The sequence below is a fragment of the Amycolatopsis sp. NPDC043887 genome (genome assembly GCF_056435665.1).
Genome location: NZ_JBWKEB010000006.1, coordinates 435,268 through 453,685, shown reverse-complemented (window position 1 = coordinate 453,685; position 18,418 = coordinate 435,268). Strand labels below are relative to the sequence as shown.

The window sequence follows — 18,418 nt, the reverse complement described above, 5'->3', positions numbered from 1 at the left end:
GGAATGCTTGGGAAATACTGTCGAATTGTTCTTTCATTATCATCTGTAGGGAATCAGTCAATGACGCATCGCCTTGCCCTCGGCGCCCTGGTCGGCCTTCTGGCGGTGACCGCGAGCTGCGCCGCGCCGAAGCCGGACGTCGCGGCGGGCGGTGTCACCCTCGAGAACTGCGGTGCTCAGGTGCGGGTGGACAAGCCACCTCACCGCGTCGTCACGTTGGATCAGCAGACCACCGAGACACTCCTGACACTCGGCCTTCGCGAGAACATCGCGGGTACCGCCCTGCAGTCGGGTCCGGTGTCGGAGGAACACCGCGCCGAGTACGCGACGATCCCGATGATCAGTTCCCAGGAGGTGACCGGAGAGCAACTCCGTGGCGCCGATCCCGATTTCGTGGTCAGCGCGTTCGTCAGCCGCTTCACCCGTGAACAGGCAGGCACCCGGGCCGAGTTGGCCGACTTGGGGCTGCCGTCCTATGTGAGCGAGGTGGACTGCCCCAAGCATCAGCCGGACAAGACGCCGTTCGAGCGGCTGTTCACCGATTACGAGAACTTCGGCACGATCTTCGGCGTACGCCAGCGCGCCGCCGACCTCATCGGCGAGCAGCGTGCGGTGGTGGCCGAGGCGGAGAAGGCCGCCGCGGCCCGGGCAGCCAAGCCGACGGTGGCCTATCTGTATTCCGTTCACAACGGCATTCCGTGGGTGGCGGGAGGCAGCGGGATGCCTGCCAACTTGAGCCACGTTCTCGGCGCCAAGAACGTTTTCGACGATGTCGACAGAGACTGGGCCGAGGTCAGCTGGGACCAGATCGTCGCCCGAAACCCGTCGGTCATCGTGATCGCCGACCTGCCTGACCGGGGCCAGCAGAATGACACCGCTCAGGAGAAGATCCAGCTGATGCGTGCGCACCCGGTGCTCTCGCAGCTCGACGCTGTCCGTGCCGGCCGGTTCGTGACCGTCCCAGGCCTGGAACTCGACGCCACGGTGCGCAGCGTGAACGCGCTCAAGACGATCAACGACGGTCTGGCGAAACTCGCATGACGGCTACCAAGAACGAGGTGTCGGCCCCGGTGACCGAGGGAGCGAAGCTCCGGCGCACCGCGACCCCGACGTGGGTGCTGTTCGCCGTCGGCCTGGCCGTTCTGACGCTGTCCATCGGGGTCGCCATCGGCGTGGGCGCCAACGGCGGCAGCCTGCAGGAGGTCGCCCGCTCGGTCGGCACCCATCTCGGGTTGCCGGTGGAGCCGGTGTCCCGTTTGCTCGACTCCCTGATCTGGCAGCTCCGTGTCCCCAGAGTGCTGCTGGCGGCACTGATCGGGGCGATGCTCGCCGTATCCGGAACCGTGCTGCAAGGACTGACCGGCAACGCCCTGGCCGACCCGTACCTGCTCGGCGTGTCCAACGGGGCCTCGGTCGGTGCCGTCGCGGTGACGTTGTTCGGCCTCGGCGGCTCCGCGCTCGGGTTGTCCGGTGGGGCCCTGATGGGTGCACTGATGTCCTTCGGTTTGATGATGCTGTTGCTGCGCAACGGAATGCGTACGATCCGCATCGTGCTGACCGGCGTCGTGGTCGGCCAGCTCTTCGCCGCGCTGACCTCACTGCTCGTCATGGCTTCGGCGGACGCCGAGACCACTCGCGCCATCACCTACTGGCTGCTGGGCTCGATGACTTCCGCCCGCTGGGACGAAGTCGTCCTCTGTCTCATCGCCTGTGCCGTCGGGCTGGTCGGATGCTGGACTCGGGCACAGGCCCTGGACGCCTTCTCTTTCGGTGAGGACACCGCCGAGTCGCTCGGGATCAACGTGCGCGTCACCCGGATCACCGCGCTCATCCTGACCGCCCTGCTGACGTCGGTCGCGGTGGCTTCCGTCGGTGCCATCGGCTTCGTCGGCCTCATCGTCCCGCACGCCGCGAGGTTCGTGGTCGGCCCACGGCACCGGGTCCTCATCCCGTTCGCCGCCATCATGGGCGCGGTGTTCCTGGTGCTGACCGACGCGCTGGCCCGGATCGCGCTGGCGCCCAGGGAGGTCCCGGTCGGTGTGGTCACCGCCGTGATCGGCGTCCCGGTGTTCCTTCTCATCATGCGCAGGCGGGGGGAACTGTGAGAATCGATGTGGAATCCGTGCACTGGGGCGTCCCGGCGAGGATCATCGTCGACGACGTCGCGTTGAGCGTCGGCACCGGCGAGGTACTGGGCCTGGTGGGACCGAACGGCTCCGGAAAGTCGTCGCTGCTGCGGTGTGTCGCGGGCCTGCGCAAACCCACCGGCGGGACCGTTCGCTACGACGGCGCGGACATCTCCAGCTGGGGCAGCTTACGCATCGCCCGTCACGTGGCCTTTGTGGACCAATACTCGATCACCGAAAGCGATCTTCTCGTCGCCGACGTCGTCGCACTCGGCCGGACCCCGTTCCGCGCGAACTGGCGAGGCCATGACCATCACGACGACGCCGTCGTCGACGCGGCGCTCGACCGGATGGGGCTGACCGAACTGCGTGCCAGGCCTTGGAGAACCCTCTCCGGCGGGGAACATCAGCGCACGCACATCGCGCGTGCGCTCGCGCAGGAGCCTTCGGCCATCCTGCTCGACGAACCCACGAACCATCTCGACATCCGGCACCAGCTCGAACTCATGCGCCTGCTCGCCGCCGGCGAATGGACCACTGTGGTCGTCCTGCACGACCTGTCGCTGGCGGCGCGCTTCTGCGACCGGCTGGCGCTGATGAACCGAGGCCGGATGGTGGCCTCAGGTGTCCCGCGCGACGTCTTGACGCCTGACCGCATCCGGGAGGTGTTCGGTGTCGAAGCGGAAGTCGCTCCCGACCCGTTCGGTGGCCTCCGCGTCAACTATCGCTGACATATCCGCCCGCCCATTCCCGACCACTCCAGTCTCGGCGTTTTGTGGTGCGGAGTGCTTTTTGTTCGGGAACTCTTTCCCTTGCCATCGGACCGCCGGTCAATCGTGCTCACTCGCTACGTACGAATAAGGGCCAGCACGGGAAAAATATACGTATGGCGTCCGGGTTGATCAGTGTCACCTCGGGGTGCCACCATATTGGCAGGCTCCCCAGCCAAGACCAGTTTGGTGCCAAGAGCAATGCGTGAAGGATGCCGCGATGTCGTTGGTGAGAGTTAGCGCCGCCTTACGCCGCAGCCGCTTGCACGGTATCGAGAAGCTCCGGATCAACTGCGTCGCCCCGAAGCGGTTGACGAAACGCTGCCATGTGGGTTGGTAGTGCGGAGACCGGCCCGTCCGCGGGAAGCGAGGTGATCGCCTACTACGAGATCCGACGATTCCAGGCGATGCTGGTCGGTGATGTCGAGGCGCTCGAGGCGCTCTGTCACCCGGAGTTACAGTATGTCCACATCGATGGCTCCGTCGACACGTGCGAAAGCTATCTCCGTAAATTCCGGGACGGATTTTGGGTCTTTCACAGTATCGAGCACGTGGTACGGCGCGTCACCGTGGCCGCGCAGATGGCGGTGGTTCTGGGAGAGTTGCGCATGACGCTGGATGATCCGGGCGGGATCTCCCGGATCGACGCGCTGACTTGTGCGGTGTGGCAGCGGTCCGGCGCGGGCTGGAAACTCGTCACGTTCCACCTCACGCCGCGCTGGGCAGTGGGTATCTGAGACACCCTTGACCTGGCTGTCCGATCGCTTCGACGGAGCGCGGGTAGTCCGGCAAGTCGGACTACCCGCGCTTGAGTCAGCTCACCAGCTTGGCGTAGACGATGATGTTGTCGAGGTAGTTCCCTGTGCCGTGATCGAAAACGCCTCCACACGTGACAAGGCGTAATTCGGCGTCAGAGGTGTTCCCATAGACGGCATCGGTCGGGAACTCACTCTTGGGAACCTGGTCGGTCTTGCTGACCGTGAAGGTCAACGTCTTGCCGTCCTGCGTGCCGACGAGCACCTTGTCGCCCGCTTTGACTTTGCGCAAGCGCCAGAATATGCCCTTCTGGTGGTTGCCATCGATATGCCCGAGTATCACCGCGGGGCCGATCTGACCAGGTGGCGGACTGTTCTCGTACCAGCCTGCCTGCATCGGTTTGTCGACAGGTGGCACCTCGACCGTGTGATCCGGGTTGAGACCGAGGGGCACAAGGTCCGACCTGGCTTCTATGCTGGGTACTGCTATCCACGCTGGAAGCGGTTTCACCTCGCCGGCCTCCGCGGCGGCAGGTACCGGAGGTGCGGGGGCGGGCGAACTGGAGCCGCACCCCGCGAGGAGGAGGCCGGCGACCAGCACTGCGAGCATCGCCGCCCAATGAGCCCTCTTGTCGGTCAGCGGTTGCCGTGTCATCGGAGGGTGAACTTTCATCGGCCTCGGCTCTTGGTGAGGCTGCTGCCATCACCGGTCTGGGGTGCGCCCACCGGCACCTGGGTGACTTGCCTGCCGGCAGCAGGTTCGCGCGAGACGGGGGTCGTGGTCGGGGTGGGTTTCACACTCGGTGTGGTATCGATCGCCTTGCCGCAAGTCGCCGATGACAGCAGGATGTCGCCGTGGCCGAGCGCGCCGCCGAGCAGCTTGATGTGCAGCGCGTTCACCGTGAGGCTGCCGTCCTCATGCTTGATCTCTTCGTTGACGATCACTTGCACCAGCCCGGGAATGCCGAGCGAATGGTTGACCCCGGCGGCGACCGGTACCTTGCCGATCTTGCCGAGATTCAGGCCGACGACTTCGGCGCTGCCGACCGCGGCGGACGTCGTCGACACACATTTCGCGCTCAGCACGTTCGCCGACACCGGGCCGCCGGCTAGCGCCGTGAGCACCGGCAGCGTCGCATCGACGATCGACGCTGTCGACGTGATACCGCTGTGCTCTGTGTGTTTTACGCTGCTGTCGATCGCTTTTGCGGTGAGCAATCCCTTGAGCGGAGCGTCGACGACGGAAGCCGACGCCGGGCCGTCAGTAGCCGACCTCGCGAGCTTGCCGGTGTTCACCGTGAGGCCCTGGCCGCCTAGCACGCCCGCCAGTAGCGAGACGCTGGCCGAGGCCCCGTAGGCCGTACCGATACCCTCCGCGGCCGTCGCCGCCGAGACCGGTGCGGTGGCAAGGAGGAGTGCTGCAGCGGCCGTACCGGCCACACTCCCTCTGCGCATCAAGTCCATCCGCATGAATTGTCCTTCCAAGGAAAACAGAAAAGTGCTCGCGAGGTTTCGGGTGCCAATCCATGACTCGATAAGGGCACCGCCGGGAGCGGATTCGGAGGCTACCAAACCATCTTGCCCGGCAAAAACCACAACAGATTTGCGGTGGTTCGCCGATCGATAGAAAGTAGCAACCGCGCGGCGACTGTCACTCGGTCGAGTGAACGGTATTGCTGGGCAATGCTGATATCCGGTCGCTGTTCGTGATGAATTTGCGATAAGTATGGCGACTCTCGAGATTTGCCACTCGAAGGTGTTCGCTCGCGAAAGGGTTTGTGTCAGTGGTTCGATAGCTGGTCCCCTGAGGGTGTTATAACGCGCAATCAGGACAAAACGCGGGTCGTCTCCCGTGTTTGCAATGATGCCTCATCTCGGCAGGTTGGGGTAAATGCGCTGGAGCGTAGTTGCTTGCCGCTTTTCGCGTTAATGTCCATAGCGAGTCTTTCTGGTGGCGATGCCCGAAGTCGCCAGGTTTGCGTGCGGAGAGAGGCTTGGTCGGGCAAACCCGTTCGGCGGACGACGCCTGCCCACTCGATGCGACACAATCCGCGACGCAGACAAAAGGAGTCAGGTCGATGACACGATTTCCAGGCACGGGCCACCGTGTGCGGGAGACTGGCCGCCATCGCAAACGGGAAAGACCAAGACACCTGGCGCGGATCCCTGTGTCACGCCGTTTCGGGTACCCTGTGGTAATCGCGGGCTGGGCAGCGGTGGCCGTCGCGACGGCCTTGGCGTTCACCGTCGCCAATGGGCCCGGCCCCGGCGGTGAGGGAGTGCGGGCCGAGGAAGCACCGCCGCCCGCGGAGGCGCGGCAAACCACAATGGACAACGAGCTGACCAGTCCGCCGCGGGCGACGTACGCCGACCCTCAAAATGGAAGGTCGTCGTCGTTCCTCCGCCGTGACGAGCCTGCTGCTGGCGTGCAGAACAGTTCTGCGCTTCAGAGTCCCGTGACCAGTGGGCGATCTCGAGATCGTGCGGAGAGCGAGCGCTCGCCTGCCTTGGCGACACCACGGCCATCCGCGCCATGGTCGTCACGCGGTAGCGGGGAGACGAGGCGGGGCGATCCACCGCCGTCCAGCACTGAGGCGCCGGCTCGCGCGCCGGCCAGGCCGCCATCCTCGGATACTCCGCGTCGGGACGAACTAGGTGTCCAGTGCGCCGTGCGGCTGCGCCTGCCGCCGATCATCGACCTCTGCCTATGAGCTCGGGAGCACCGCTGGTGGACCTCTGACGCTCCGGCGAAACACGTTTCGGTTTCGGCGCCGCCGGACTATGTCCGGCCGGCCCTCACCGTGCACTCAGCCCGCCGCAAGGCTGCCCGGTTGACTTCCGAAGTCCATCGCGTATCGAGAAAGAAGGACTCCGGATGACCAGCCTGCTTCGCCGGCTCACCCAGCGCGGCCTGGTGGCCGCCGTAGTGGCCGGCACCATCGCGGCCACCGCGCCCGCCGCCACCGCGGCCACCGCGCCCGCCGCCACCGCGGCGACCGGCAGTGCCCGCCCCGCCACCGACTTCCGCACCTACGTCGCCCTGGGCGACTCGTTCGCCGCCGGGACCGGCGCCGGCGAATACTTCAACGACGGCACCGAATGCCACCGCAGCTACCATGCCTACGCCAGCCAATGGGCGGCCAACCACAACAGCGCCGTCGACTTCGTGGCGTGCCACGGCGCCGAAATCGCCGACCTGGACACGGAGCAGATCAACCACGTCAACTCCGACACCGAGTTGGTGACCCTCTCCATCGGCGGCAACGACGCCCAATTCGGCAATGTCGCCACCTATTGCGTCGCGCCCTACATCACCGACGAGGGCTGCGCGAAGAAGGTGCAAGAATCGATCGACGACATCGACAACCGGATCGCCGGCGACCTGCAGCGGCTCTACCGCAAGATCCGGGACCGGGCACCGTGGGCCAAGATCGTCGTGCTGGACTACCCGCATCTCTTCGACACCCAGTCAGCCAGTGACTGTTCCTGGTCGCTGGGCAAGCGCAAAGCGATGAACCGTGGGGTGGACGCGATGGACCAGGCGATCCGGAACGCGGCCGGCAACGTCGGCGGGGTCGAACGCGTCGATGCCAGAGCCGCGTTCGCCGGGCACGGCGCGTGCGGCGCGAATCCCTGGATCAACGGCCTGTCCTGGCCCACCTGGGAGAGCCTGCACCCGAACCAAGCCGGTCAGGCCCGCTACTACCGCGAGCTGGTCGCGATGGCCGGCTGAACAGCCGGATGGAGCCGGGAACTGCGCATTGGACAGGGAAGTTCCTCGCTCACCACCGAAGTGCCGCCGAACCGAACGAAAGACCGCGAAAGGGGTGCTGGGGTTTACGTGTGCGAGTACTTCAGGCCGATGCCTCCGTCCCACCGGTTGCTGAACCGAGACGTCGGAGACCGAGCTCGTCATGTCCTCTCCCCCGACTGTCCGATGTGGATGTACATGACCGACCGGACCTGACCGGCGGCGCTGTTCCGCAGGGTGCACATGATCAGGGATTCGACATCGCCGAAAGATCCGAGCAGCAGAGGGAAGGTGGTCAATTCGGACTTCGCGGTAGCAATTGCGATATGTCCCAATCGATGATATCACTCATTGGCGTGAAACCTCTGGCAGGCATGTTCCACGCGAGAATAGTCTCTGCGCAGGGAATCCTGCGGCGAGGCCGGAGGAACTCCTGGTGAGATGGAAACCAGCAAAGCACGCTCACCTAGTGCGGCGATTCCGGTGACGTCGTACTTCTCGGTCGCCCGGCCGGAGATATCCGTGCCACGATACCCAGCCGGGCGCCCATGAGGTCGGGCGCAGATACCGTCTCTTCGTGAACGATCACGCCCGTGCGGCGTCACGTCGGCAGGGGAGGCGACGTGACGCCGCACCAGGTGTGGTCGGGCGGATCAAGCGAGTTCGCGGTCACCTGCTTCGACGACGTTGTCGACCAGTACGTCGAGGTCGTGTTCGGTGGCGTGGGGATTGAGCAGGGTCAGTTTCAGCCAGGTCGTCCCGGCGAACTCAGTTCGCCCGACGACGGCGGATCCGGCACGGAACAGGCGGCGGCGTAACGCGGCGTTCACCGTGTCGGCGGTGGCCGGATCGGACGGTTCGTACCGGAATACCACGGTGGTGAGGGTGGGTGGGCTGTGCAGCCGCAACCGGGGTGAGCGGTCGATCTTGGTGGCGGCGTGCCGGGCGAGTTCGTGGCATCGGTCGACCATCCAGCCGAGTCCGTCGGTGCCCAGTGCCCGCAACGTCACCGCCAGCTTGAACACGTCGGCCCGCCGGGTGGTGCGCAGCGAGTGCCCGAGCAGGCTCGGATAGCCCGCCTCGTGGTCGTCGTCGGTGATCAGGTACTCGACTCGCCGGTCGATCACCCGGAATGAATCGTCCCTTCGGGCGAGGTAGACCCCGGCCGCGACCGGTAGCCAGCCGAGCTTGTGCAAGTCGAGGCCCACGGAGTCGGCAAGCTCGATTCCGTTCAGCAGACCGCGCAACCGAGAAGAGAACAGCGCTCCGCCTCCGTAGGCGGCGTCGACGTGCAGCCACAGCTGATGCCGCTGGGCGATCTCGGCGATCTCGGGCAGCGGGTCGATCGCGGCGAGGTCGGTGGTCCCCGCGGTGGCGACCACCGCGATCGGCAGTTCCCCGCTCGACACCGAGTTGGTGACGGCCTCGGCGAGGGCGTCCGGCCGCATCCGCTGGCCGCCGTCGATCGGCACACTGACCACGGAATCCTCGCCGAGTCCGAGGAGACCCGCGTTCCGTGCCACGGAGAAATGCGCCGCACCGGAGCAGAAGATGCGAGGCCTGGCCGCGGAAGGCACGCCGAACCGGCTGGGGCTCCCGGCGTAGACCCGTTCCAGGACGAGATCCCGGGCGAACAGCAGGCCCATGAGGTTCGATTCCGTGCCGCCGCTGGTGATCACGCCGTCGGCGGTGTCCGGCCGATAGCCGACCAGCTCCGCGAGAGCGCGGACCACAGCTGGTTCCATCGTGGCCGCGGCCGGTGCCTGGTCCCAGGAATCGAGCGACTGGTTCAACGTCGCGGCGGCGAGTTCCGCGGCCACCGCGACCGCGAGCGGCGGGCAGTGCAGGTGGGCGGCGCACGAGGGATCGGCGGGATCGGCGGCACCCAGGGCGAGCAACTCGGTGAGCGTCCCCAGCGCCTCACGGGCATCGGTCCCGCGTTCGCGCACGATCTGACCCATGGTCTCGTGGACGAGAGTCTCGAGTGCCTCCGGCGTGGTCGCCGGAATCGGTCCGCCTCTGCCGGCGGCGCCCTTCTCGAGCGCGTCGACGACGACGTTGACCAGCGGGAGCAGATTCTCCCGCGGGCCGGTTACCCCACCGGCAAGGGAAGACGAGGGAAACATCAATGCGCTCCAATCGCCACGCGGGCTTCGACACGTGAGCCCGTCAGGCCGGGTTTCGCGGGAAAATGCAGGCAGGCGCCGGCGTAGGTACAGCCGAGTACGGTGTCGAGGAATCCACGCGCGGTGGTGGTCGTCTTCGAGGCGCCGACCTTGGAATTCCGTGCCGGTGCACCGGGCTGCCTGGCGCGGCGGTCCAACTCGGACAGAAGCTGTGCCGGGCACCAGGCTTCGCGGCTTCCGGCACAGCCGAGCAGCACCAGGCACTCCGAGTTCCGCCTCGGTGGTGGGTGCGGGGTGTGCCGCGTTCGGCGGACCAGGACCTCTGTGCCCCAGCGAAACTCACTACCGGACGGTCCGAAGGAAATACGGTGCTCCGCTGCGCTTCGGCACACTGCTTCGGCGGGTATGACCGCGCTGTCGAACAACACGGCACTGACGTCGAGTGCCCACAGCGCGAAAACCGTCCACAACGAGGTGAGGTTGTGCCCGAGCTGGACCACCGCCGAATCGCCGGGAGTGAGGCCGTGCGCAGACAAGGTCCCGGCGAGTTCGCGAACCCGGAGGCGGAGCTCGTGGTAGGTCAAGTCACGATGCGCGCGCACCCAGGGTGCTTGCGGTGTGCCACGGCCGAGGAGTTCATCGGGCAACGGCCGCATCGGCGCACGCCTCCCTCGACTCGGCGCGAGGCCGCCCCAGGACGATGCCGAGGTACAGGCCGGCCAGCGCCACCCCGATGCCGATCGATTCGAGGACTCCCGGCGTTCTCCCCACCGCGATGAAGACGTAGCCGAGACTTCCCAGGGTTTCGAAAACCATCAACTGGCCGAGCAGCGTGACCGGAAGTCTCCGGGACGCGCTGTTCCAGAACACCGTGCCGAGCCAGGACACCGCCAGCCCGAGCACCGCCCCGCCGACGAGCAGCCGGATCACCTCGGGCTGCTCGGGCGAACCGGCCGGAAAGGCGAACGGTGCGGCGATCACCGCTGGGATCATCGCGGCGATGCCGAGCATCGCCGACCAGTCCGCCGCGGACACTTCCGGTTTTCGCTCGAGCAGTCGCGCGTTCGCCACCGCGAACCAAGTCCACAGCGCGACGGCGATGAGGCCACAGCCGATCCCGAGCAGTTGCCTGCCGAGCCGGTGCGAGCCGACCTCCGACCAGCCGACCTCACAGACGTTGACCGTGAGCAGCCCGGTCAGGATCATCCCGATCGGGACGACCAAGCGGCGCAAGGGGAAGCCCCGCTGACGCCGATGGCCGACGATCGCCACCGTCACCGGCAGCAGCCCGACGATCACCGCCACCACAGGGCCACCAGCGAGCCCGATGCCCGCGACCACGAGAAAGTAGTAGACCGGTTCGCTGACCGCGCCGAGAAGCAGGCAATACGCGAGCAACCGCGGTTCGTAGCGGACTACCCGGCCGAGTCTGCCGCGGGCGGCCAGAATCAGTACGGAAACCACGCCGTAGCAAAGAAAGCGGCTGACCGTGATCGGCATCGGGCCGAATTCGGGCAGTACCACGGGGACCAGGACATCCAATCCCCATAGCAGGCAGGCGCCGATGGCGAAGGTCACACCGAGGGAGTTGTTCGAACTCGGCGAGGAACTCACGAGTGGACCCCGCGAACCGCCGCCAGCGCCTCGCAGAGAATCCCCACGCCTTCTTCGAGTACCTCTTCCGATGCGGTCAGTGGCGGGAACAGTTTGAGGACCTCGTCGTAACGCCCGCAGAGCTCGACGACGAGCCCCCTCTGGAAGCATGCCTGCTGCAGGGGACCGGCCACCGCGCGCTCCTGTCCCAGATCGAGGCCCCACGCCATCCCGCGGCCTCGCAGGGGCATACCGGGATGCGCCGCGTCCATCGTCTGTTCCAGCAGGCGAGTGAAATAGCGCCCTCGATCGGCCAGCTGGTCTACCCAGTCTGGGTCGGCCCAGTAGTCGAGGGCGGCGGTCGCGGCGACCAAGGCGAGCTGATTCGCCCGGAACGTCCCAGTGTGTTCTCCGGGGGCCCACGCGTCACGGTCCGACCGGACCAGCAGAATCGACAGAGGGAGTCCCAGTCCGCTCAACGACTTGGACATTGCCACCAGGTCCGGCACGACCCCGGCTTCGTCCAGGGCGAGGAACGTTCCGGTACGGCCACATCCGCTCTGGATCTCGTCGGCGATCAGCAGAATCCCGTTGGTCCGGCACAGTTCGGCGAGTGCGCGCAGCCAGCTCGCGGGCGCGGCCCAGATACCGCCGTCCATCTGCACCGGCTCGATGATGACGGCCGCGGGCGGAGCCATTCCGGACATCGGATCGTCGAGCAGTTGCGCCAGATAGCCGATGCTGTCGAACGAGGGGTGCGGTCCCGCGGGGTAGGGCACGAAGGTGACCTCGGCGCCGAGGCCGTTGTACCGGCGCCTTTCCCAGTTGCTTCCCACGGTGAGGCTGCCGCCCGACATACCGTGGAAGGAGCCGGAGAACGCCACCACACCGTTGCGGCCGGTCACCTTACGGGCCAGCCGCAGGGCTGCCTCGACGGCATTGGTCCCCGTGGGACCGCAAAACTGGACCCGGTGGTCGAATCCCCGTGGTTTGAGGATCACCGTGTCGAGCCTGCGGAGGAACGTTTCCTTGACGGGAGTGTCACAGTCCATCGCGTGCACGATGCGGCCCGACCGGAGGTGCTCCAGCACGGCTTCGACCATCTCCGGCGGGTTGTGGCCGTAGTTCAGCGCGCCCGCGCCGCAGAAGAAGTCAAGGAACCGGGCCCCGTCGGAGGAGCGCATATGAGGGCCGTCGGCGTACTCGAACACGGCGGGAAACGACGTGGTGTAGTAGCTCACCGCCGATTCCATATTCAACGGTGAGGGGTGAGGCGAAGTCGCCGTGGATGTTTCATTCCACATGTCCGGTTATTCCTCCGTGTCAGGGGAACGTGTTTTTCTTATAGTTGAGGTAAAGGATTTGCCTTGACGTCGCCGGGCTTCGCGAGGGGTAGGTGCGGCGTTTCGGTGTGGTGTAGCGGATCCAGTACAATGGGTTAACGTGCGTCCAGCGGCTACGTAACCACGTGCCGGGACGTCGTTGACCGACTTCGAAGTGGACAACACGATTGTCCGGTTGGAGATTTCGTATGGCACAGCCTCCGAAGAAGTTGACACCGGATGTCTCCGCGCATCATTTCTTCGGTGCGGAATTGCGGTGGTGGAGGGAGGCTTCGCAATTTTCTCAAACCGCGCTCGGTGTCGCGGTGCATGTGAGCGGGGATCTGGTCGCCAAGGTGGAGAAGGCCGAGCGCTGGCCGTCGGCGGACTTCGCCGAGCGTTGTGACGCCGTGCTCTCCACCGGTGGTGTGTTACGGCGATTGTGGTCGTTGGTCGAACGTGAGCGACTCTCCGGTGCCCTGCAGGGCGGGCTGTCACCGTGCGGGGTGATCGCCGCCGAAATCGCCGCGCCGACAGGAACGGAAGTACTGCGCCGCGCGGCGAACGCGGTCTTCCCTGGGGTTTCGGTGCTCGCGACCGCTGACGGTGATGGAACCGCGTTCTTCACCTTTCCCGACGGCAAGGTGATCCCGGGGGCCACCCTCATGGCGACCGTGGTGCCGGCGGAGCGGGTCTGTGAGGGCTGGGTTCAGGCCGCGTCCGTCGTGCGCTCGAGCGGCGTCTCCCGTGTCGGGTTACGGGGATTGACCGTGGCCGAGGTGCCCGGCGCGAACGGCAAGGGTTTGTACTGTGGTGATGCTGACTCTCGTCGCGGTCGAGCCACGCTCACCTGGCCAAGGGCATACCTTTTCGACGAGGTGACCGCGGCCATTCAGTGGGCCGTCTTCGGCATGGACGCTGCGATGCAGCAGGACGACGAGACCTTGCACAATTTCGTGGCCCAGGGGGATCTCCCGGATTGGGGAGAGCCCAAAGGCTGCAGCGTTCTGGACGAGAAGCTGACGGAGGTCGGCAGGCGCTGGCTGACGTCGAAATACCGCCTCCAACGGATCAGGGAGATGGTGAGGGGATGGCCCGGCCGGGTGGTCAGGGTGGCATGGCCGGACGAGGGAACAGGGGACGAGACGTGTGGCGCGCTGCTGTTCCCTCACCAGCTGGCGTGGCTGCGGGATCTCGCCGGGCAAGTGGGTGCGCTGGGAGCGCGGCCGAGAATCATCTTGAACCTGTCCGGCTCGGCCTTGTCCACTGAACCGGTAGTGGATCGAATCCTGGTCATGCTCGTCGCGGCGCTACGTGAATCCTGTGGCATCGCCGTGACGGCGACGCCACAGGGTCCGGCCGCGGACGTCCCGGCGTTCCTGGTGATCTCGGACCACGAGGTGGTCGTGCCGAGCCGGCGAGGAGACCCTGGTTACGGGGTCACGGTCGTCACTTCCCAGCGGGAGACGAGAAAATATCAGGAGCTGGTCCGTTACGCCTGCGCGAGCACCATCACGGGACAGGCCGATTCGCGGGAAAGGCTGCGAGCCTTGGCCGAATACCTCGGGCTGGACTGGTTCTGGCTGTGCGGACGTTGCGGGCAACTGGGACAGGCCGGCCTGCGAGGGCTCGTCGCGCCACGCAGCCGGCTGCTGTCGTTGGCGGGGATGGAACAGGCCTGCCGCCACCTTGGCGGACTGTCCGGTGCCGACACCGCGGCGTGACGGCGTCAAGGCCTCGCGCGCGGAAGCACCGGATTCGACACGGGCGCTGAATCGGTGAAAGACCAAGCGCCCAGCGCAGCGGAATGACCTGACGGGTATCACCGCCGATCATGCCGTCGATCGCACCGGTCCGCTTCGAGTGTCCGATATGGACGATATACGCGGACCTGGCGCGCACCGGGTGATTCGCGAGCCGGAAGATTATCGCCGGAGAGTGCATTGGTGCGGGATTGTGCATGGGTTGCGGTGCCCTGTCGAATCTGGCATCAATATCAGGTGCCCTCACAACCCACAGGACCTGTCTCGATCAGCGACGTGGCGCAGTTGTTCGGGCTGACCGTCTCCACATTGCGGTATTGGGAGGAGCGGGGCCTGGTATCGGCCACCGAGCGGCGTGGCGGCCGCCGGTGGTACGGCGCGGCGGAGTTGTACCGGATCGGGCTGATCCAGATGTGGCAGGACACCGGCCGGATGAGCCTCGACGAGATCTCCTTGCTGCTCGACGGCAATTCCGACAGCGTCTGGCGGGCCGCGGTACTGGACCGGCTCCAAGCGATCGACGAGCAGATCGAGCGGCTCGAAGCCGGCCGGGTGCACCTCGAGCACTTGCTGAACTGTCCGCGCGACCACCCTGCTTCGGAATGTGAGTACCTGAGGGAGGCCGTCGCCCAGCGAATGGCCGGAAACCCGATGACACCCGAGCAGCTTCCGCATACCGAGGCTTGACCTCAAGGCGCCTTGAGCGTGCACAGTGGGATCGGCGGAGCTTCGGCGACGCGAGTCCACAACCGCTACAAGGAACCAAAGACCTGGTCGGTAGAGCGGCCGGAGTCGGTAAGGGGTATGTCCGAATGGACGGCCAAAGTGTGATCTGGCATCCCCGCACGGCCAATGCTTGGACGTGTGGGGCGATCATGGGGAAGATCGGCGTGCGTGAGCGGCTGGGGCACGACCGATGAGCCAGGTGAGCGAGGCGCCGGCGCGGCGCGCCGAGCGTGCTCGGGGGTCGGCTCCGCTGCTGATCGCGGCCTTCGTCCTGCTCAGCCTCAATCTCCGGATCGTGTTCGGCGGGGTGGGCCCGCTGATCCCGAGCCTTCAGCTGAGTCATACGGCGGCCACTGTGCTCACCACGCTTCCGCCGCTGTGCATGGGCCTGTTCGCCCCCGTCGCCACGACCTTGCGCGGCAGGCTGGGTGACGAGCGCTCGCTGTTCGCCGCATTGGTCGTGCTGGTGCTGGGCATCCTCCTGCGCTCGGTCGGCCTGTTCGGTCTGTTCGCCGGGACGATCGTCGCCAGTATCGGCGTGGCCGTGCTCAACGTGATCACCCCGGTGCTGGTCAAGAAGCGGTTCCCGCCCGAGCGCATCGGCGTGATGATGGGCGTCTACGCGATGATGATGGGCGGGGGCGCCGCAGCCATCGCGGCCCTGTCGGTGCCGATCTACCAAGCGTCCGGTGGTTCGGCCGCGATCGCGCTGGGCGTCGCGGTGATCCCGGCGGTGCCCGCGTTGCTGCTCTTCACGACCCAGCTGAAGTTCGGCCCCGACAAAGGGCAGGCCGGGGCCACCACGCGCTGGTCCGGTCTGCTCCGCAATCGCACCGCGTGGAGTGTCACCGGTTTCTTCGGGCTCCAATCGTTGATGTTGTACACGATCTTCGCCTGGCTGCCGACGATCTACGTGGCCGACGGCGTCGATCGCACCACCGCAGGGTTGTACCTTTCGATCTGCGTGATCGCGGTGTCGGTCGGCGGGTTCTTCGGGCCCAGCCTGGCCGGGCGACGCGCGGACCAGCGGCTGCCGGTGCTCGTGACGGCGGGGCTCTGCTTCGTCGGCATCGCCGGTGTCCTGCTCGCACCGACCGGTTCGGCCCCGGTGTGGGCGATCGTCCTCGGGCTCGGACTCGGTGCGGGACAAGGAATCCCAGGTGTGCTGTACGTGGCGAGGACGGGAGATCGGCAGACCGCGGCCCAGTTGTCGTCGATGGCGCAGACGGTCGGCTACGTGATCGCGGCGACCGGACCGCTGCTGACCGCCGCGTTGTTCGCCGCGGCCGGTTCCTGGACATTGCCGCTCGTGGTCCTGCTCGCCCTGATGGTGGTCAACGCCGTGATCAGCCTCCCCGCGGGTAGGAGTGGCGTCATCGAGTGATCTTCGTCGCCGGCACCGCCTTGCGACCCCCAGCGCCAGGCGGTGCCGGCGACGATCCCCGGCACTTCCGATTCCGGGGCCGATCGGCTGGAAGGATTTCGTAAATCGGTCATTTTTCCGGAAAACGGTCACTTGTTCGTGCCCGCTATTCTCTGTGCTGCCCTTGTTTATTAATGTCCGTGCATGTGTTTCACGACTCCTTCTGCCTGCTACTTCCGTTCCTTGTCACCCCCGGATGTCTCGGGTACAGTCGGTTTTGTCGGTGAGGAACTAACCGATGAATATTGTTCGGCACTTCCTGAATGGGGAGAAGTTCGCTGCGTCCTTGGCCGTGTTCGCCGTAGTTGTTCGTACCTTTCTTCTGGTGGCCAAGGGGTGCGGTTGCTGAATCTGGCGTAACGACACTACTGGGGGCATGGTCATGGTTTCGCGGCTGTTTGCCGATCTCGTACCTGGGGAACTCAGAGAACAATGGCGGAGCACCGGGTGGTACAAGGACCAGGACATGTTCACCGCCTTCACGGCGTGGGCCACTGCTCACCCCGGCCGGGTGGCCGTGATCGACGAGGACGGTGCGATCGATTACGGGGAGCTTCATCGGCGCTCTTTACGGCTGGCAGCCGGGCTTCGAGCGGCAGGGGTGGGCGCGGGAGACGTCGTCGCGGTGAACCTGCCGAATGGGTGGCGTGCGTGTGCCGCGGATTTCGCGCTGGCCGCGTTGGGCGCGATATCGCTCCCTTATCCGATAGGACGTAAACGCCGCGAAACGTTGTCCCTGTTACGCCGTTCCCGTGCGGTCGCCGCCATTGTCACTCGTCATGTCGGGCAGCTGGACTATGCGGAGTTGCTGGCCGAGCTGAAGCCGGAACTTCCCGAGTTGAAGAGTGTCGTGGTCCACGGCGAGGTCGCGCCGGGAACGCAGTCGCTCGACATGATGTTCGATTCCGTGGACGATGCGGGTTTCCTGGGGGAACTGCCGGCGGTGAGCCCGGACGCGCCGGCCAGGATCATGGCGTCCTCCGGATCGGAAGCGGAACCGAAACTCGTCCTCTACTCCCATAACGCACTGGTCAGCGGGCAGACGCCGTACCTGACCACCCTGGGTGACGCGGCGGACGGCACGATACCCAGGTTTCTCTTCTGCGTGCCGCTGTCGTCGCCCTTCGGCTCTTTCGGTACCCCGTGCATCCTCGCCGCCATGGGTGCTTCCCTGGTCACCTTGAACCGGTTCGAGCCGGACGCGGTGCTCGACGCGGTCGCCCGGCATCGGCCGAGTCACCTCCTGGTGTCGCCGGCGATGCTGGAACAACTCATCGCCTCGCCGCTGCTGAACGGGCCGGGCCGGATCGACACCGAATCGGTGACCGCGATCGTCTGTGGTGGCGCCACTGTGCACGCCGACACCGTGAAGCGCACCCAGGACTGTTTCGGTGCCACGTTCGTCCAGTCGTACGGCTCGGCGGACGGTATCGCCTGCCATACCGCACTGGACGACTCTTTCGACGACATCGTCGGATCGGTCGGCAAACCCGATCCGCGGGTGATCAGCGTGCGTATCGCCGACGACGACGGCAACGACGTCGGTTTCGGTGTCGCCGGCGAACTCTACGCGCTCGGCCCGATGACCCCGCTGTGCTACTACAATTCCCCGGAACTCGACGAGCGCTATCGCGTCGAAGGCGGCTGGATCAAGACCGGTGACATCGCCGTTCTCGACGCCGACGGCAGGCTGCACGTCACCGGGCGGAAGAAGGACGTCATCAACAAGGGCGGCGTCAAGGTCAGCGTCGCCGAATTGGAAGAAGTGCTGCACCAGCATCCCTCGGTCCGTTCCGCGGCCGTGCTCGGCATGCCGGGCGGCTCGGCGGGGGAGCGGATCTTCGCCTGTGTGGTCCTGCACCGCGCGGCGCCTCCGCTCGACATCGAGCTGCTCCACGCGTATCTGCGTGACGACATCGGGCTCGAAACGGCGAAGTTCCCGGAACGGCTGCTCACCTTCCCGGAGTTTCCGCTGACCCCCGCCGGCAAGGTCGACAAGCACCTGCTGCGATCCGTCGTTTCCGCCTGACACCGCCGTACTTCCGCTACCGCACGCGGGTACG

At 66.0% G+C, this 18,418-nt stretch carries 15 protein-coding genes; 9 read left to right on the top strand and 6 right to left on the bottom strand.

The window, feature by feature from the left end; translation table 11 throughout:
• Window positions 1–3: 3 nt before the first annotated feature.
• The 4 genes from AC069H_RS19120 to AC069H_RS19105 all read left to right on the top strand — a co-directional run bounded on the left by AC069H_RS19120 (window position 4) and on the right by AC069H_RS19105 (window position 3,633).
• Window positions 4–1,041: an ABC transporter substrate-binding protein gene (locus AC069H_RS19120; protein WP_478233224.1), complete on the top strand. Its 1,038-nt coding sequence runs from the start codon at window positions 4–6 to the stop codon at window positions 1,039–1,041.
• The gene (locus AC069H_RS19115) at window positions 1,038–2,105 is read left to right on the top strand and encodes a FecCD family ABC transporter permease (protein ID WP_478233223.1); all 1,068 of its coding nucleotides are present in this window, start codon (window positions 1,038–1,040) and stop codon (window positions 2,103–2,105) included. Before AC069H_RS19120 ends, AC069H_RS19115 begins: the two co-directional genes overlap by 4 nt.
• Window positions 2,102–2,857, top strand: coding sequence for an ABC transporter ATP-binding protein (locus AC069H_RS19110; RefSeq protein WP_478233222.1), 756 nt, complete (start codon window positions 2,102–2,104; stop codon window positions 2,855–2,857). Before AC069H_RS19115 ends, AC069H_RS19110 begins: the two co-directional genes overlap by 4 nt.
• Before the next feature lie 410 nt (window positions 2,858–3,267).
• Complete coding sequence (locus AC069H_RS19105) at window positions 3,268–3,633, top strand: nuclear transport factor 2 family protein (protein WP_478233221.1); 366 nt, start codon at window positions 3,268–3,270, stop codon at window positions 3,631–3,633.
• A 76-nt stretch (window positions 3,634–3,709) separates the two neighbouring features.
• Here the strand turns inward: AC069H_RS19105 and AC069H_RS19100 are convergent, their stop codons facing one another.
• Both AC069H_RS19100 and AC069H_RS19095 read right to left on the bottom strand, forming a co-directional pair.
• Window positions 3,710–4,306, bottom strand: coding sequence for a class F sortase (locus AC069H_RS19100; protein ID WP_478233220.1), 597 nt, complete (start codon window positions 4,304–4,306; stop codon window positions 3,710–3,712).
• A 14-nt stretch (window positions 4,307–4,320) separates the two neighbouring features.
• Window positions 4,321–5,121 (bottom strand): choice-of-anchor P family protein, encoded by an 801-nt coding sequence (locus AC069H_RS19095; protein WP_478233219.1) that lies wholly within the window; start codon window positions 5,119–5,121, stop codon window positions 4,321–4,323.
• 1,405 nt (window positions 5,122–6,526) lie between these two features.
• Here AC069H_RS19095 and AC069H_RS19090 point away from each other — a divergent pair.
• Window positions 6,527–7,384 (top strand): SGNH/GDSL hydrolase family protein, encoded by an 858-nt coding sequence (locus AC069H_RS19090; RefSeq protein WP_478233218.1) that lies wholly within the window; start codon window positions 6,527–6,529, stop codon window positions 7,382–7,384.
• A gap of 671 nt (window positions 7,385–8,055) precedes the next feature.
• Here the strand turns inward: AC069H_RS19090 and AC069H_RS19085 are convergent.
• Genes AC069H_RS19085 through AC069H_RS19070 form a run of 4 tightly spaced genes read right to left on the bottom strand, consistent with a single transcriptional unit; the run spans window position 8,056 to window position 12,374 of the window.
• Window positions 8,056–9,528, bottom strand: a complete 1,473-nt coding sequence (locus tag AC069H_RS19085) for a pyridoxal phosphate-dependent decarboxylase family protein (protein WP_478233217.1) — start codon at window positions 9,526–9,528, stop codon at window positions 8,056–8,058.
• Window positions 9,528–10,184 carry a hypothetical protein gene (locus AC069H_RS19080; protein ID WP_478233216.1) on the bottom strand — a complete coding sequence of 219 codons (657 nt, stop codon included), beginning with the start codon at window positions 10,182–10,184 and terminating at the stop codon, window positions 9,528–9,530. Before AC069H_RS19080 ends, AC069H_RS19085 begins: the two co-directional genes overlap by 1 nt.
• The gene (locus tag AC069H_RS19075; protein ID WP_478233215.1) at window positions 10,165–11,142 is read right to left on the bottom strand and encodes a DMT family transporter; all 978 of its coding nucleotides are present in this window, start codon (window positions 11,140–11,142) and stop codon (window positions 10,165–10,167) included. The genes AC069H_RS19080 and AC069H_RS19075 overlap by 20 nt, the downstream gene beginning before the upstream one ends.
• Window positions 11,139–12,374, bottom strand: a complete 1,236-nt coding sequence (locus tag AC069H_RS19070; protein WP_478233214.1) for a diaminobutyrate--2-oxoglutarate transaminase — start codon at window positions 12,372–12,374, stop codon at window positions 11,139–11,141. Before AC069H_RS19070 ends, AC069H_RS19075 begins: the two co-directional genes overlap by 4 nt.
• Before the next feature lie 278 nt (window positions 12,375–12,652).
• Between AC069H_RS19070 and AC069H_RS19065 the strand changes: the two genes are divergently transcribed.
• From AC069H_RS19065 to AC069H_RS19050, 4 genes are all read left to right on the top strand, one after another.
• Window positions 12,653–14,167, top strand: a complete 1,515-nt coding sequence (locus AC069H_RS19065; RefSeq protein ID WP_478233213.1) for a helix-turn-helix domain-containing protein — start codon at window positions 12,653–12,655, stop codon at window positions 14,165–14,167.
• Window positions 14,168–14,482: 315 nt separating this feature from the next.
• Entirely contained in the window at window positions 14,483–14,893 is a 411-nt protein-coding gene (locus AC069H_RS19060) for a MerR family transcriptional regulator (RefSeq protein ID WP_478233212.1), read from the top strand.
• 229 nt (window positions 14,894–15,122) lie between these two features.
• Complete coding sequence (locus AC069H_RS19055) at window positions 15,123–16,316, top strand: MFS transporter (RefSeq protein ID WP_478233211.1); 1,194 nt, start codon at window positions 15,123–15,125, stop codon at window positions 16,314–16,316.
• Window positions 16,317–16,821: 505 nt separating this feature from the next.
• Window positions 16,822–18,384 (top strand): class I adenylate-forming enzyme family protein, encoded by a 1,563-nt coding sequence (locus AC069H_RS19050; RefSeq protein ID WP_478233210.1) that lies wholly within the window; start codon window positions 16,822–16,824, stop codon window positions 18,382–18,384.
• The last annotated feature ends 34 nt before the right edge of the window (window positions 18,385–18,418 follow it).